At 63.3% G+C, this 15895-nt stretch carries 10 protein-coding genes; 6 read left to right on the top strand and 4 right to left on the bottom strand.

Annotated elements, in window-relative coordinates; genetic code table 11:
- Positions 1 to 147: 147 nt before the first annotated feature.
- The 6 genes from SSARUM_RS21755 (at position 148) to SSARUM_RS21730 (ending at position 6562) form a co-directional block, all read left to right on the top strand.
- The gene (locus tag SSARUM_RS21755) at positions 148 to 1209 is read left to right on the top strand and encodes an ABC transporter substrate-binding protein (RefSeq protein ID WP_060388478.1); all 1062 of its coding nucleotides are present in this window, start codon (positions 148 to 150) and stop codon (positions 1207 to 1209) included.
- An 11-nt stretch (positions 1210 to 1220) separates the two neighbouring features.
- Positions 1221 to 2030 (top strand): alkaline phosphatase family protein, encoded by an 810-nt coding sequence (locus SSARUM_RS21750; RefSeq protein ID WP_033649695.1) that lies wholly within the window; start codon positions 1221 to 1223, stop codon positions 2028 to 2030.
- The gene (locus tag SSARUM_RS21745; protein WP_033649696.1) at positions 2027 to 2872 is read left to right on the top strand and encodes an ABC transporter permease; all 846 of its coding nucleotides are present in this window, start codon (positions 2027 to 2029) and stop codon (positions 2870 to 2872) included. The genes SSARUM_RS21750 and SSARUM_RS21745 overlap by 4 nt, the downstream gene beginning before the upstream one ends.
- A gap of 17 nt (positions 2873 to 2889) precedes the next feature.
- Positions 2890 to 3675: an ABC transporter permease gene (locus SSARUM_RS21740; RefSeq protein ID WP_033649697.1), complete on the top strand. Its 786-nt coding sequence runs from the start codon at positions 2890 to 2892 to the stop codon at positions 3673 to 3675.
- 4 nt (positions 3676 to 3679) lie between these two features.
- Positions 3680 to 4672 carry an ABC transporter ATP-binding protein gene (locus tag SSARUM_RS21735; protein ID WP_060428822.1) on the top strand — a complete coding sequence of 331 codons (993 nt, stop codon included), beginning with the start codon at positions 3680 to 3682 and terminating at the stop codon, positions 4670 to 4672.
- A 240-nt stretch (positions 4673 to 4912) separates the two neighbouring features.
- Positions 4913 to 6562, top strand: a complete 1650-nt coding sequence (locus SSARUM_RS21730) for a Na/Pi cotransporter family protein (RefSeq protein ID WP_060430928.1) — start codon at positions 4913 to 4915, stop codon at positions 6560 to 6562.
- A gap of 48 nt (positions 6563 to 6610) precedes the next feature.
- On the opposite strand, the gene SSARUM_RS21725 is transcribed toward SSARUM_RS21730, so the two are convergent.
- The 4 genes from SSARUM_RS21725 to lysC all read right to left on the bottom strand — a co-directional run bounded on the left by SSARUM_RS21725 (position 6611) and on the right by lysC (position 15891).
- A complete protein-coding gene (locus SSARUM_RS21725; protein WP_140926758.1) occupies positions 6611 to 11353 on the bottom strand; it encodes a hemagglutinin repeat-containing protein in 4743 nt (1580 codons plus the stop codon).
- Between the two features lie 45 nt (positions 11354 to 11398).
- Positions 11399 to 13078: a ShlB/FhaC/HecB family hemolysin secretion/activation protein gene (locus SSARUM_RS21720; protein WP_033649701.1), complete on the bottom strand. Its 1680-nt coding sequence runs from the start codon at positions 13076 to 13078 to the stop codon at positions 11399 to 11401.
- Between the two features lie 385 nt (positions 13079 to 13463).
- Positions 13464 to 14381 (bottom strand): ketopantoate/pantoate/pantothenate transporter PanS, encoded by a 918-nt coding sequence (panS, locus tag SSARUM_RS21715; protein WP_025304471.1) that lies wholly within the window; start codon positions 14379 to 14381, stop codon positions 13464 to 13466.
- Between the two features lie 142 nt (positions 14382 to 14523).
- On the bottom strand, positions 14524 to 15891 hold the full coding sequence (gene lysC, locus SSARUM_RS21710; protein WP_033649702.1) for a lysine-sensitive aspartokinase 3: 1368 nt from the start codon (positions 15889 to 15891) through the stop codon (positions 14524 to 14526).
- Positions 15892 to 15895 lie beyond the last annotated feature (4 nt).

Genomic DNA, 15895 nt, shown 5'->3' with positions numbered 1-15895 from the left:
CCAGCGTCGCGTTTTCGCCGTTGCAATGGGTGATAAAACCGTCGCTTTTTTAAGCTGACATATAATTATCACATTCGTCCGTTAGATTGGTTTGGTCCTTGCTGGACTAGTCCAGCCCTCCCCACACTACCACCTGGAGCATCAGTTATGAAACGTTTGTGCGCTTCTGTGTTAACCAGTGCCATCGTGTTATCCAGCCAGATGAGCTGGGCCGCGGATACCGATCTGGCGGCGCTGGAGCAGGCCGCGAAAAAAGAAGGCGAAGTCAACAGCGTCGGCATGCCGGACAGCTGGGCCAACTGGAAAGGCACCTGGCAAGATCTGTTGAGCAAATATGGCCTGAAGCATGTCGATACCGACATGAGCTCCGCGCAGGAGATCGCCAAATTCGATGCGGAAAAGAACAACGCCACGGCGGACATTGGTGACGTCGGCGCGGCCTTCGGCCCGGTGGCGGTGCAGAAGGGCGTGACGCAGCCGTACAAACCCTCTACCTGGGATCAGGTGCCGGAGTGGGCGAAAGACAAAGACGGCCACTGGGCGCTGGCTTACACCGGCACCATCGCCTTCATCATCAACAAACAGCAGGTGAAAGACATTCCGCACAGCTGGGCCGATCTGCTGAAGGGCAGCTATCATGTCACCATCGGCGACGTCGGCACCGCGTCGCAGGCGGCCAGCGGCGTGCTGGCGGCCACCTACGCCATGGGCGGCAACGAGAAAAACCTCAAGCCGGGCCTGGAATTCTTCGGCAAGCTGGCTAAGGCCGGCCGCCTGAGCCTGAGTAACCCGGTGATCGCATCGCTGGAAAAAGGGGAAGTGCAGGTTGGCGTGGTGTGGGACTTCAACGGCCTGAATTACCGCGATCAGATCGACAAAACCCGCTTTGAAGTGCTGATCCCGTCGGACGGCTCGATCACCTCCGGCTACACCACCATCATCAACAAATACGCCAAGCACCCGAACGCCGCCAAGCTGGCGCGCGAATACATCTTCTCTGACGCCGGCCAGATCAACCTGGCGCGCGGCTATGCGCGCCCGATCCGCGCCGAGCATCTGACGCTGCCGGACGACGTCAAGGCCAAGCTGCTGCCGGCCGAGCAGTACAAGAACGCGCACCCGATCGCCGATCCGGCGGCCTGGGAACAGAGCGCCAAAGCGCTGCCGCGTCTGTGGCAGGAAAACGTCATTATGTTTATGCAGCAGTGAGTTAACGCACCATGAAAACGATCCTCGTGCTGCTGGACGGCCTCAACTACCGGGTGGCGCACGACGCCATGGGCTATCTGCAGGCCGAATGCGCGGCGGGACGCGGACGGTTGTACCTGTTGGAGAGCGAGCTGCCCTCGCTCTCCCGGCCGCTGTATGAATGCATCCTCACCGGCGTCACGCCGGTGGAGAGCGGCGTGGTGCACAACCACGTCTCGCGCCTTTCTCATCAACAAAGCGTGTTTCATTACGCGCGCGCCGCCGGGTTGACCACCGCCGCCGCCGCGTATCATTGGTTCAGCGAATTGTATAACCGCACGCCGTTCGACGCCGCGCGCGACCGCCATACCGACGCCCCCGAGCTGCCGATCCAGCACGGGCATTTCTATTACGACGACGGCTATCCCGACAGCCATCTGTTCGACGACGCCGAAAGCCTGCGCCTGCGGCATCAGCCGGATTTCCTGCTGATCCACCCGATGAATATCGACGACGCCGGGCACCGCTTCGGTCTCTCTTCGCCGCAGTACCGCAACGCGGCGCGGCGCGCCGACGGTTCGCTGTCGCGCTATCTGCCCGAGTGGCTGGCGGCCGGTTATCAGGTGCTGGTCACCGCCGATCACGGCATGAACGACGATCGCAGCCACGGCGGCGTGTTGCCGGAAGAGCGCCAGGTGCCGCTGTTCGTGTTCGGCTCGGGCTTCAGCCAGGACGACGCCGATCCGCAGCAAACCGAGCTGTGCGGTACGATCTGCGATCTGCTGCAGGTGCCGCATGACAAGCCGCGCTGCCGGGCGCTGCTGGCGCAGGATGCGCGATGAACGGCAAAACCAAATGGATCGCCGCGCTGTGCCTGTTACCGTTTATCGTGCTGTTCGGCGCGTTTCAGATCGCCCCGCTGGTGTGGATCGCCGTTCACAGCTTTTTCAGCGAGACCGGCGGCTGGGGATGGGGCAACTATGTCGATATCCTCACCTCGCCGTTCTACCTGCAGGCCTTTCAGTTCTCGCTGGAGATCTCGCTGTGGTCGAGCGTCTACGGCTTGCTGATTGCGTTAGTGGGCAGTTACTCGCTGCGCCAGCTCGGCCAGACCCGATTTCATGACTTCGTGATGTCGTTCACCAACATGACCAGCAACTTCGCCGGGGTGCCGCTGGCGTTCGCCTTCGTCATTCTGCTGGGGCTGAACGGTTGCCTGACGCTGTTGCTGCGCAAATACGGTTTGATGGAGAGTTTCAATCTCTATTCGAAGAGCGGCCTGATCGTGCTGTATACCTATTTCCAGATCCCGCTGGGGGTGCTGTTGCTGTATCCGGCGTTCGACGCGCTGCGCGCCGACTGGCGCGAGTCGGCGGCGCTGCTCGGCGCCGGCCCCTGGCGCTACTGGCGGCATATCGGCCTGCCGGTGCTGGCGCCGGCGCTGATGGGCACCTTCGTCATCCTGCTGGCCAACGCGCTGGGCGCCTACGCCACGGTGTACGCGCTGACCACCGGCAACTTCAACGTGATCCCGATCCGCATCTCGGCATTGGTGGCGGGGGACATCTCCCTCGATCCGAACCTGGCCAGCGCGCTGGCGATGCTGCTGGTGGTGATGATGGCGTTTATCACGGTGATCCACCAATGGATGCTGCGCAGGAGCTACCTCAATGCGCGCTCATAATCGGATGGAGAATGCTCATGTCGCGTGCTGAACGCCTGTACCATCGCACGGTGACCGGCCTGCTGCTGTTGATCCTGCTGCTGCCGCTGGCGGCGACGCTGATTTACGCGCTGGCCACCCAGTGGGGCGCCACCATTTTACCGGACGGTTTTACCCTGAAGTGGCTGACGGCGCTGTGGAGCGACCCGCGCTTTTTGCAGGCGCTGTGGCACTCGCTGCTGATCTGCTTCGGCACGCTGCTGCTGTCGGTGGTGGTGATCCTGCCGGCGATGTTTGTGATCGCTTACTACTTCCCCAAACTGGACTCGGTGATGAACGTGCTGATTCTGCTGCCGTTCGCCGTGCCGCCGGTGGTGTCGGCGGTGGGGCTGATGCAGCTGTTCGCCGCCGATCCGCTGCCGCTGCTCGGCACTCCCTGGATTTTGGTGGGCTGCTATTTCACCATCGCGCTGCCGTTTATCTACCGCGCCATCAGCAACAACATGCAGGCGATCAACCTGCGCGATCTGATGGACGCCGCGCACCTGCTTGGCGCCAGCACCTGGCAGGCGGCGCTGTGGGTGGTGCTGCCGAACCTGCGCAAGGGTGGAACGATCGCCGTGCTGCTGTCGTTCTCGTTCCTGATCGGCGAGTTCGTGTTCGCCAACCTGCTGGTGGGCAGCCAGTATGAAACGCTGCAGGTCTACCTGTACAACATGCGCAACGGCAGCGGGCACTTCACCAGCGCGCTGGTCATCTCCTATTTCGCCGTGGTGCTGCTCGTCACCTGGCTGGCGAACCTGCTGAATAAAAACAAGGGTTAACCCGATGGCTTATCTCAACGTCACCCGCCTGAACAAACACTATGGCCAGACCCAAGTGTTTCAGGATATCGATTTCACCGCCGAAGAGGGGGAGTTCGTCACCCTGCTGGGGCCGAGCGGCTGCGGCAAATCGACGCTGCTGCGCTGTCTGGCCGGCCTGACCCCGGTCGACAGCGGGCAAATCTTGTTGCAGGGTCAGGATCTGGTGCCGCTGGCGCCGCAAAAGCGCGGCATCGGCATGGTGTTCCAAAGCTATGCGCTGTTTCCCAATATGACGGTGGAAGGCAACGTGGCCTTCGGGCTGAAAATGCAGAAGCTGGCGGCCGGGCAGATCGGCCAGCGGGTGCAGGAGGTGCTGGCGCTGGTGGAGCTGAGCGATCTGGCGAAGCGCTATCCGCATCAGCTGTCGGGCGGCCAGTGTCAGCGCGTGGCGCTGGCGCGATCGCTGGTCACTCGCCCGCGGCTGCTGCTGCTCGATGAACCGCTGTCGGCGCTGGACGCGCGCATCCGCAAACACCTGCGCGAGCAGATCCGGCGCATTCAACGCGAGCTGAACCTGACGGCGATCTTCGTCACCCACGATCAGGAAGAGGCGCTGACCTTGTCGGATCGCATCGTGCTGATGAACAAGGGGCAGATCGTGCAGAGCGGCGATGCGGAAACCCTATATACCCAGCCGGCGGACGCCTTCGCCGCCGGGTTTATCGGCAACTATAATCTGCTGACCGCCGAACAGGCCGCCCAGCTGACCGGGCGCAGCTATGTCGGCAAGGTGGCGATCCGGCCCGAATCGATCGGCCTGTTGCCGGCCGGGCAGGGGATCGGCGGGGTGATCCTGGGCCACAGTTTGCTCGGGAATGTGGTACGCTATCGGATTCAGGTTCGCAGTGTAGAATTGCTGGTTGACGTGCTCAACCGGTCGGTGGCCGACCTGCGGCCCGACGGCGAGCAAATTGGGCTACACTTGGAACCTGTTGTATTGCGGGAAGTTGCATGACTTCGCAGCGCGGCGCCGGGGCCTTTCCGCCGCCGCATTAACCCTTCTCTTCTGCGGTCTGCCGCCCGCCCGCTGTCCTGCCAGACCTACGCCCGGCAGGCGGGACCGCGCGCTGTACCCGTCATCTTTTGGTCTACCGGCTGCGGCTAAGGCGAACAGAACCGTTCCGTCTTTCCGCACCGCCTGACAGGCATCGGGTACCAGCCTCCTTTGGCCGGGCGTTAATGGAGCGTATCTTCCGTGCTGACCCTTCTTCACCTGCTTTCCTCCGTGGCGCTGTTGGTGTGGGGCACCCACATCGTGCGCACCGGGATCATGCGGGTTTACGGCGCCAATCTGCGGCGCGTGTTGAGCGACAGCGTTGAGAAAAAGCCGCTGGCGTTCGTTTCCGGCATCGGCGTGACCGCGCTGGTACAGAGCAGCAACGCCACGGCGCTGCTGGTGACCTCTTTCGTTGCGCAGGGGCTGGTGGGGCTGGCGCCTGCGCTGGTGATCATGCTCGGCGCTGACGTCGGCACCGCGCTGATGGCGCGCGTGCTGACCTTCGATCTTTCCTGGCTGTCGCCGCTGCTGATCCTGATCGGCGTCTTCCTGTTCCTCAGCCGCAAGCAGATGCGGATCGGCCAGATCGGGCGCGTCCTGATCGGCCTTGGGCTGATCGTGCTGGCGCTGGAGCTGATCGTGGCCGCCGCCACGCCGATCACCCAGGCGGCCGGGGTGAAAGTGCTGTTCTCGTCGCTGACCGGCGACGTGATGCTGGACGCCCTGACCGGCGCGCTGTTCGCCATCGTCAGCTATTCCAGCCTGGCGGCGGTGCTGCTGACCGCCACCCTGACCGCGTCCGGCGTGATTTCGCTGAAGGTGGCGCTCTGCCTGGTGATCGGCGCCAACCTCGGCAGCGGCCTGTTGGCGATGATCAACGCCAGCGGCCAGAACGCCGCCGGGCGGCGCGTGGCGCTCGGCAGCCTGCTGTTCAAGCTGGTGGGCTGTGTGCTGGTGCTGCCGTTCGTTTTCTATCTGGCGGATGTGATGGCTCAGCTGCCGGGCGGCAGCGAAGAGCTGGTGATCTACTTCCACGTGTTCTACAACCTGATCCGTTGTCTGGTGATGATCCCGCTGGCCGGGCCGATGGCGACGCTGTGCGAGCGGCTGATCGTCGACGTGGCGGCCGACGATCCGCGCATGCGTCCGCGCCATCTGGACGCCAGCGCGCTGGACACGCCGACGCTGGCGTTGGCCAATGCGGCGCGCGAAACGTTGCGCATGGGCGACGTGGTGGAACACATGATGATCCTGCAGCGCGAAGTGCTGCACGGCAAGCAAGGGGTGGATAAAGAAGTGCGGCGCCTCGACGATGACGTCGACGTGCTGTACACCGCCATCAAGCTGTATCTGGCGCAGATCCAGAAGGAAGATCTGGGCGAGGAAGACTCGCGCCGCTGGGCGGAGATCATCGAAATGGCGCTTAACCTGGAACAGGCGGGCGACATCATCGAGCGCATGGCCGGCGACGTGGGCGCCAAGTCGCACGCCGCGCGCCGCGCTTTCTCGGCGGAAGGATTGGCGGAACTGGACGGGCTGCACGAGCGGCTGATCGGCAACCTGCGCCTGGGGCTGTCGGTGTTCCTGTCCGGCGACGTCACCAGCGCCAAGCGCCTGCGCCGTTCCAAGCATCGCTTCCGCATTCTGGATCGCCGCTACGCGCACGCGCACGTCGATCGCTTGCATCAGCAAAACGTGCAGAGCATCGAGACCAGCTCGCTGCATTTGGGATTGTTGGGGGACATGAAGCGCCTGAACTCGCTGTTCTGCGCCGTGGCTTACAACGTGTTGGACCAGGATGCCAAGGACGACGATCGCGACTGGGAAGACACCCCGAGCACGCTGTAAAAAAAACGCCCCCGGTTTTCATCGGGGGCGTTGTGCAGGAGAGGTGCGTTATTTGCCGCTGAACACGCCGGCTTTGGCGTCCACCTGTTTTGTTGAGGCATGGCCGCTGACGAACGGCACGTTGCCGTCGACGCTTTGCTTCGCCGCGCCGCCTAACAGCCCGCCTACCGTAGCCGCCGCATCGACGCGGCCGCCGCCCTGATAGCGTTGGCCGCTGACGTCCTGCTGGCTGACCTTGCTGCCGCCCAGTTCCACCTTGCCCTGCTGGCTGCGGATCTCGCCGCCGGTCAGTTGGGTTTGGCCGCCGACCTGCAGCGCCACGCCGTGCTTACCGGTAATCGCCGACTGCTCGCCGACCGCGTTGTTGTTCACCACGTCGGCATTGACCTTGAGCTGCCCCTGGCGACCGGCCGGCCCGGTGATGCTGTCTTTCACCGCGCCGCCGACGGTGCGTGCACCGCGATCCCACAGCGGGCCCTGCGGATCGAGACGACGCGCCACGCTGTTGTACTTGTCGGTGGTGGCGTCGGCCACTTTATTCACCCCGGCGTCCAGTTTCTCTTTCACCTTGCTGGCGTAGCGCGGCGTGCCCACCTTCGACAGCTTGGAGGTGATGCTGCTGCCCGGATCGTTGCTGTGGCTCAGGCCGGCATCCACCTCCACCTTCACGCCTTTCTCGACGTCCTTGCGGCTTTCAACGCGCAGATCGCCGCCCACCTTGCCCTGTACGCTGTCGGCATCGACGCGCGCCCCGGCGAGGCGGGTATCCTTGCCGCTGTTGAGCGCCACGTCGCCCGCGGTGATGCCGGTGTTGGCGTGGGTGGTTTTATCCTGCTGTTCCACGCCGACCTTCAGACCGGCGCCCAGCGTATGGGTGTCTTTGCCGGTGTTCGGATCGACCTTGCCGTTGGCGTCCTTGTTGAACGTTTGGCCGCCTTTGGCGTTGGCTTTGATGCCCAGGCTCCAGTTGTCCTTGTGCTGCTCGTTCTTGGCGGACTCCAGCAGGATGCCGCCGTTTTTCGCCTCGAGCGCGGCGCTGCCGCCGCTGACCCTGGCGCCCTGCAGATGCAGCGCGTCATCGCCTTTGCCGCCGGCGGACAGGGTGACCTTGCCGTCTGAGGCGAGAGTGGCGCCCTGGCGTTCGGTCGCGGACTCATTCACCTTGGCGATGTCGAAGGCGCCGCCGGCGGAGAGGCTGCCGCCGGTTTTTTCCTTGCTGTCGCTGCTGCCGGCGCCCAGATCGATATTGCCGGACAGTTGGCTTTCCTTACGCGTTTGGGTCGATTCCGCCGCCTGCAGCGCAACCTTGTTGCTCGCGCTCAGGGTGACGTCGCCCTGGCTCTTGACGTTGGTGCCCTGCAGCGTCAGATCGCGGCCCGCCTTCAGCTCCACGCCCTGTTGGCCGCTGACGTTGCCGACCTGCGCGGTGCTGCTGTTGCTTTCGCCGCTGCGGGTGCCGCCGCCGAAGCCGGCGCCGAAGTTTTTGCTGTCGGCGGTGAAACCGCCCTTGGCGGAGGCTTTGACGTTGAAACCGCTGTGGTTTTCGCTCTGCTTATCGCTGGCCTGATCGAAGCGGATATCGCCGCTGGCGTTGACGGCGGTTTTACCGCTGCCGCCGTTCAGCGCGGTGCCCTGATAGACCGCATCTTGTTTCACGTTGACGTTGATGCCGTTGGCCGCGTCGATCGTGCCGGTCACCGCCTGGCTGGCGTTGCTGCTGCTGCGCTGGGTGCCGCCTTCGCCCTTGGCGTCTACGGTCAGATCGCTGCCGGTGGAGGTGTAGACGCGTACGCCGGCGCTGCCGCGGGTATCGCGGTTCTGCTCTTCCTGGCGGTTCGTCGCGGCTTCGCTGCGGTGGCTGTCCGCCGTCAGCGTGACCGCGCCTTTGCTCGCCTGATACTGCGTGCCCTGATCGCGCACTTCGCCTTTGGCGTTGATGTCGATGCTGCCGGCTTTCACCGAGCTGACCACCGCCTGCGAGCTGCTGCTGCGTGTTTCGCTGCTGCCGCCCTGCGCGCCGATATCCAGGCCGACGTTAGGCGCGCCGATGCCGCCAATGTCGTTGATGACGCCGGTGGCGTCCAGCTTGGCCGCCTTGCCGACCGCGCGCTCGACCGGGCGGGTCACGGCGCTGTAATCGACGTTGGCGCCGATGTTCACGCCGACGTCGGTTTTGGTGGTGGTGCTGCTGGCGGTGTCGGCGGCGGCCAAATGATCGACGCCCGCGGCGTTCTCTTTGTAGGCGCCGCCGACGCTGTGCTGCGCGCCTTGCTGGGTCAGCTTGTCACGGGCGTTGACAGTCAGGTTGCCTTTGACGTCGCTGCCGGAGGTGACCGCCTTGCTGCTCTGCGCCTGCGTTTTGCTGTTCTCGTAGCCGGCTTCCACGCCGCTGCCGAGCTTGTCGATGCCGCCGGTGTAATAGAAACCGCCGCCGATCTTGGTCTGCTCGGTGTTCGAGGTGGTTTTATCGTCGGCCGCCAGGAACGAAACCTTGTTGCCGCTGACGCTGGCGTCGCCTTTGTCGGCGACCAGTTTGGAGCCGCTGAAGGTCACGTCCTTCTCCGCCTCGAGCTTCACGCTGCCGCCGCTGAGGGTCGAGGCGCGGTTTTCGGTGCGGGTGGTTTTCTCGCTGTCGCGGGTGTGTTCGATGCGCAAACCGGCGCGGTATTGCTTGTCGCCGGCTTCTTTGGCGTAGCCGTTGACGGTAAGCGCGGTCTTCTGCTCATCGATTTTTTGCTGCTGTTCGGCGGCCTTGACGTTGATGTTGCCGGTCTGCGACGTCACGCTCAGCTCGCCGCCGCTGGTGACCTGACTGCCGATGACGTCGGTATCCTTACGGCTGACCAGCTTCAGGTTGGTGTCAGACTTCAGCTCGCTGGCGGTGCTGCTCTGGTAGCTGTTGTCGGCCTTGTGCGAACTGCTGGTGATGTTGAAGGCGGTGCCGGTGCGCGCATCGATTTTGTCTACGGTGGTGCTCAGCGCGTTGTCGATGCGCAGGCCGCCCTGGGTGGCGGTGACCAGGCCGCCTTCCTTGCCGCGCGCCTTGCTGCCGGTGATGGTGACGCCCTGCTGGCCGTTCAGGCGCAGGGTGCCGTCGCTGGTCAGCTCGGAGGCGTGGCTGATCTCGCGGCGGTTGCTGTTGTTTTTGTTGTCGCCGCCGCCGATGCCGCCCCAGGAGGTTTTGTCATCGCGTACCTCTTTGGCGTTGGCGGTTTTCTGCACCCCGACCTGGATCTGGTTGTCTGCGTCGATCGTCAGATCGCGCTGGGCGTGGACCTTGGCGCCCTGGGTAGTGACATTGCGGCCGGCTTTCAACGTCAGTTCGCCCTGGCTACGCAGTTCGCTGGCCTTCAGGCTCTCGCTTTCGTCGCTGCTGCTCCAACTGCCGGTGCGCAGGCTGGAAGTGTGATTGCGCTGGTAGCCGCGTTCGGTGGACTTATCCTTCTCCACCAGCCCGGCGAGGTGCACGTCGCGCGCCGCTTTGACGCTCAGCGCCCGATCGGCGCTGACGTTGGCGCCCAACAGGTTCACGTTTTCCCGGGTACTGACGAGTGTGGCGTTGCCGCTGGCGGCGACGGTGCTGCCCGCCTGTTGTTGTTGCTCATGCTCGCGGGTGACGTCGTATTGCCAGGAATAGAACCAGCGGTCGTCGGTGTGACCCTGGGTCTGTTTCAACTGCTGGCCGTCGAGCGTCAGCTTGCCGCCCTGCAGCGTGATGTCTTCGCCGCGAATATCGGTGGCGGTGAGGTGCGCGTGGTTATCCGCCACCAGGCTGATGTTCTTGCCTTTCAGCTCGGTGCGGGTCAGCTTCTGACTGCTGCTGCGATCGTTGACGTAGATGCCGCCGCGGTAGTTCTGGTAGTTGTCGCCGCCGTTGCGGTTGCTGCTGGCGTCGTCAACGCGGCTTTCGCTGCGAATATCGTAGGCTTTCACCTTGAGCTCGTCGCCGGCGGCCAGCGTGCCGGCCAGCTTCACGCCGCTGCCCTGCGCGGTGTTGATGATGTTGATGCGCCCGGCCTGCATGCTGCCGAGGTAATAGCTGTCCAGCGCCGTGGTCGGCTGTACGCTGGCCAGCACCTTGCCGTCGCGCGCCACCCGGTTATGGCCGCTGATGGCGTTGATCGCCGCCGGCGTCACGCTGCCGTTGCGATGGGTGAAGTCTTGCACGATCACGTCGCCGCGGCTGTCTATCTTCGGCGCGATCAGATCCAGCACGCCGCCGGCGTTCAGGACGCCGTTGAGGCTCAGGGTATTGCGGTTGTCCAGGGTGCTGTAGCCCTGCAGCAGGCCGTTCTCCACCAGCGGGTTGCCGACCACCAGCGAGGAGCGGCTGGTGTTGATGAACCCGCAGCCCTGGCAGCTGATGCCGTTCGGGTTGGCCAGCACGTAATCGGCCACCATGCCGAAGATCTCTTGCTGGCCGTGCAGCAGCGACGGGTTGCGGCCGATCACTTCATTGAGGATCACGCTGGCTTCGCGCCCGCCCAGATTGGGGTTGGCGCCCAGTTGACCGGCCAGCTGCGACAGCCCCGCTTCGCGGGAGTTGTTCAGCACGGCGCCGGGCTGGTTGACGTTAAAGTCCTGGTATTGGTTGTGCGACAGCCCGTTGCCGTTCGGCGCGACGATGTCGACCACCTGCGCGCCGGTCGCGGCGGTGGAAACGCCGGGGCCGTTGGCGCCGTTGGCCGCCACGATCTCCGCGGCGTAGGCGCCGGCGGAAGCGGCGAGAATAATCGCCAGCGCGGCGGCCAGTTTGCCCGCTGCTGAAAGCCTGAAGTTATTATTTTTCATCCATGTTTCTCCGTATATTGCCGTGGGGTCCTGCAAAACTGCTGATTAAAAGGTGTAAGAAAAGCGCGCCAGTACCTGAACGGGATCTTCCGGCGTGGTGTGATTCGACAAGATCCAGCCGCGGCTGACCTCGAGATCGACCAGCGCCTGCCGATAGCGCAACGTGGCGCCGCTGCTCAGGCCGGCGCTGCTGCGCCACCCCGAGCTGTCTTGGCGCGGCAAAATGCGGCCGACGTCGGCGCCGAGGCGCGGCGTCAGCGTGGTGGCACCCAGATTGAAGCTGCGCGACAGCGTGTTCTGCAGATACCAGCCGTTGTCGCCTGACTGGGTGCTGCGGCTGAAGCCGCGCACGGCGCTGCGATCGGTAAGGCTCAGCCACTCCACGCCGGGCAGCGGGTCGCGGCTGTACTGGCCGTAGAACAGGTTGTTGAGCTGATAGGTGGCGTCACCCAGGTGAAGGCGCTGGCTGAGGTTGGCGAACAGCTTGCCTTTGGTGAACTGGCTGTCGAGGTGCACCGAGCTTGGGTGGCGACCGGCCCCCAGCCACGGCAGGCCCTGTTCGACGCTGAGGTTGGCGCTGAATACCCCGTTGGGCAGAATTTGCAGGTGGCTGGCGCTCAGTTCGGCCAGGGTCAGGGTGGGGCTGCTGACCTCGAGGCGCACGCTTTCGAAGTAGTTGTCGATGCGCTTGTAGGTCAACTGACCGCTCAGGCTGTCTATCTGGTCGCGATCGCGGTAAAACACGTAGTCGCTGCGCAGACCATACTGCTGGGTCTGGCCGTGCAGTTTGACCAGGTTGTGCGGCAGCTGCTGGTGGTTCTCGTAGGAGGAGAAGCTGGCGAACCCGCTGAAGGTGAACGCGCCGTACGGCAGCGAATAGAGCAGGGTATAGGCGCGGTTATAGCGATGAGCCGGGTTTTCCAGCGTGCTGTTGGCGTTCAGGCTGACGAAGTCCGACAGGCCGAACGGGCTGTCCAGCGTGGCGGTGGCGCGCGCCAGCCACTGGCCGGTGCTTTTTTGGCCGTAATTATCCGTGCCGACGGTCATCAGCCAGGGCTTGGCATGCTGATTGCGCAAACGAATGACCGAACCGCCAACCTGGCGGCCGGGCAATATATCCAGCTTGGTGGTATTCGATTGCAAACGGTTGGCCTGATCCAATCCCTGGTCGAGCTCGGTTAATTTCAACGGTTTGCCTTCCAGCCCTGGAAATAATAAACGGCTGTTGACCCAGCGATCGCCGCCTTCTATTTTCTCGATAAATCCTTCGGTGACGCTTAATCCCAATTCTCCCTGTGAATTAGGGCGAACAATTTGCACGCGCGCGGTGATATAGCCTTTTTGCACATAAAGGCGCGTTAATTCACGGGTCAGGCGATTGATATCGTTGCTGCTGATACAGTTTTCCGGCAGCGCGCTCAGGGCGGATAAATCGGCCGGCGAGAGCAGGGTGACGCCCTGCAGATAAACGCCGGCGATCGGCAGGCACTGCGCGGACTGCGGCAGGGCGGGCGCGGCCGGTTCCGGCTCCGCCAGCAAGCGTTGCTGCTTCAGCTGCTGGTAGCGGCGTTGCTCAATCAACTGGTTGACTTCACGCGTGCTGTCTTGCAGCGCGCGGCGCGACTCCCCCATCGACATATCCCGCATCATGTGGGCGTCCGGCAGGGTTTCGGCGGAAAGGGCCGTGCTGACCAACAGCGTCAAAGCGGTGATTTTTTTTATCATTGTAATCCATTATGAGAGGCCGCCGGGGCAGCCAGCCCAATCCATGAGGTTAACCACGGGCGGCCGACGGCCGGCCCGAAATAATGAGCGACATGCACATTGCGAGGTATCTTGATTTGCCGCGGCAAATAAGACGGTGGGTATATATCTAAATAATAATTAGGCTGCTTCTTTTATGGCGGGCAACCCTGGCGACTTAATTAATTAAAAAAAGTAGAACGTTTCTTCCTCTTGCCAACATTATCGGCATGGCTAGGAAGAATCTGAATTTTTATTTTTCACGGATGATAGGGTATGAGGGGAATTATGACAATCCGACCAGTGGGAAATACGAAATTTCTCAGGAAAGAAAAGGGACGCAATTGTTTGCGTCCCTACAGGCGGTTTATTTTTTCTTGATGGGGCGGCCGGACCAATAACCCGCCAGCAGCGAACCGGAAAGGTTGTGCCAGACCGAGAACAGTGCGCCCGGCAGCGCGGCCAGCGGCGAGAAGTAGATTTTGCCCAGCGTGGCCGCCAGCCCGGAGTTCTGCATGCCGACTTCGATCGCCAGCGTGCGGCAGGTGGATTCGTCGAAGCCGAACAGCTTGCCGCCCCAATAGCCGCTCAGCAGACCGATGCCGTTGTGCAGGATCACCGCGACGATCACCACCAGACCGACCGAGGCGATATGGCTTTGGCTGCCCGCCACCACCGCGCTGATGATCGCCAGGATGCACACCATCGACAGCGCCGGCAGCAGCGGCTCGATGCGTTTCACCGTTTTGGTCAGGGTATGGTGGACGATCAGGCCCAGGCCGATCGGGATCACCACGATCTGCAGAATGCTCAGCAGCATGCCCATGATATCGACGCTGATTTCGGCGTCGACGTACAAACGGGTCAGCAGCGGCGTGGCGAACACGCCCACCAGCGTCGAGACCGCAGAGATGGTCACCGACAGCGCCACGTCGCCCTTGGCCAGATAGATCATCACGTTGGAGGCGGTGCCGCTGGCCACGCTGCCCACCAGCACCATGCCGGCGGACAGATCCGGCGGCATGCGAAACAGCATCGCCAGGATCCAGGCCGCCAGCGGCATGATCAGATAGTGCAGGAAGATGCCGGCCGCCACCGGGCCGGGGCGCGCCAGCACGCGTTTGAAGTCGTCCAGCCGCAGCGTGACGCCCATGGCGAACATGATCAGCATCAGCAGCGGGCTGACGTAGGGGCCGATGCCGGTAAAGGTGGTCGGCGTGTAATAGGCGGCGACGGACAGCAGTATCGCCCACAGGGGGAATAAACGCGTGAGTAATGCCAACATGCAGGTTTTCCTTAGCCAGATTGAGAACGGTGGGTGTGGTTGTGTTTTTTGCGGGTTCAACATGCTGAACCCCTGCCGGTTTTGAACGGATTTTTTAGACGCAGGGGCGCAGCGTGCTGCGCCCGCAGTCGGGGATAATGACTTATTCGAACAGGTTGTGATGCAGGGTACGCACCACCTGTTCGGCTTCTTCGCCCGGCACCAGGAAGCACAGGTTATAGCTGCTGGCGCCGTAGCAGATCAGGCGGATATTGAACGGATCGAGCACGCCGAACACCTCTTTGCCCACGCCGCAGGCGCGCGACAGCTGGTTGCCGATGATCGCCACCAGTGCCAGGTTTTCTTCCACTTCCACCCGGCACAGCGACGACAGCTCGGTCAGCAGCGAGGTGGTCAGCAGGCTGCCGCCAACGGAGGTGGCGCCGGTGGTGTCCATGGTCAGCGCAATGCTGACCTCCGAGGTGGTGATCAGATCGACGGAGACGTTGTGGCGCGCCAGAATGTTGAACACCTCCGCCAGGAAGCCGCGCGCGTGCAGCATGTTCAGGCTGTGCAGCGTCAGCAGCGTTTGCTTGCGACGCAGCGCCAGCGCGCGGAACAGCGGCGGATTCTCGGTGGTGTTGCACACCAGCGTGCCGCCGGCCGCCGGATCCTTGCTGGAGCCGACGAACACCGGAATGTCGCTGCGCACCGCCGGCAACAAGGTGGCCGGATGCAGCACCTTGGCGCCGAAGGTGGCCATTTCCGCCGCCTCTTCGAAACCGATTTTGTCGATGCGCTTGGCCGCCGGCACCACGCGTGGATCGGTGGTGTAGATGCCCGGCACGTCGGTCCAGATATCCACCCGGCCAACGCCGAGCGCCTCGCCGAGCAGCGCGGCGGTATAGTCGCTACCGCCGCGGCCGAGCGTGGTGGTGCGGCCTTTCGGCTCGCTGCCGATAAAGCCCTGGGTGACCACCAGCGCTTCCTGCAGCCGCGGTTGCAACTGCGCCCGGGCCAGTTCGCTGAGCGCGGCGCTGTCCGGCACGGCGCGGCCGAAGTGATCGTCGGTGCGCATCACTTTGCGCACGTCGAACCATTCGGCCTGCACGTTGCGGGCGCGCAGGATTTCAACGAACAGCAGGGTGGACATCAGCTCCCCATGGCTGACCAGTTCGTCGGTCAACGCCGTCGAGGTGGCCAGCGACGCGGCTTCCGACAGCATGGCGATGTTTTCCAGCAGGCGGTCGATCTCTTCGCGGATCACCGCCGGCGCCGTGAGGCGATCGAGGATGGCGTACTGGATGCGGCGGATCTCATCAAGCCGGTAGTTGCGCTTGTCGGCCTCGCAACCCTCGGCCAGGGCGACCAACAGGTTGGTGACGCCCGCCGAGGCGGACAACACCACCAGGCGGACCTGCGGGTTGGCCAGCACGACGTCGGCGCTGCGGTTCATGGCTTCAAAGTCGGCGACGCTGGTGCCGCCGAATTTGGCTACCACGGTGGAATTCTGGGGTGCTGCTTGGTTCATCTAG

It is taken from the genome of Serratia sarumanii (genome assembly GCF_029962605.1).
Lineage (GTDB): Bacteria > Pseudomonadota > Gammaproteobacteria > Enterobacterales > Enterobacteriaceae > Serratia > Serratia sarumanii.
This window is presented reverse-complemented; position numbering and strand designations above follow the sequence as displayed.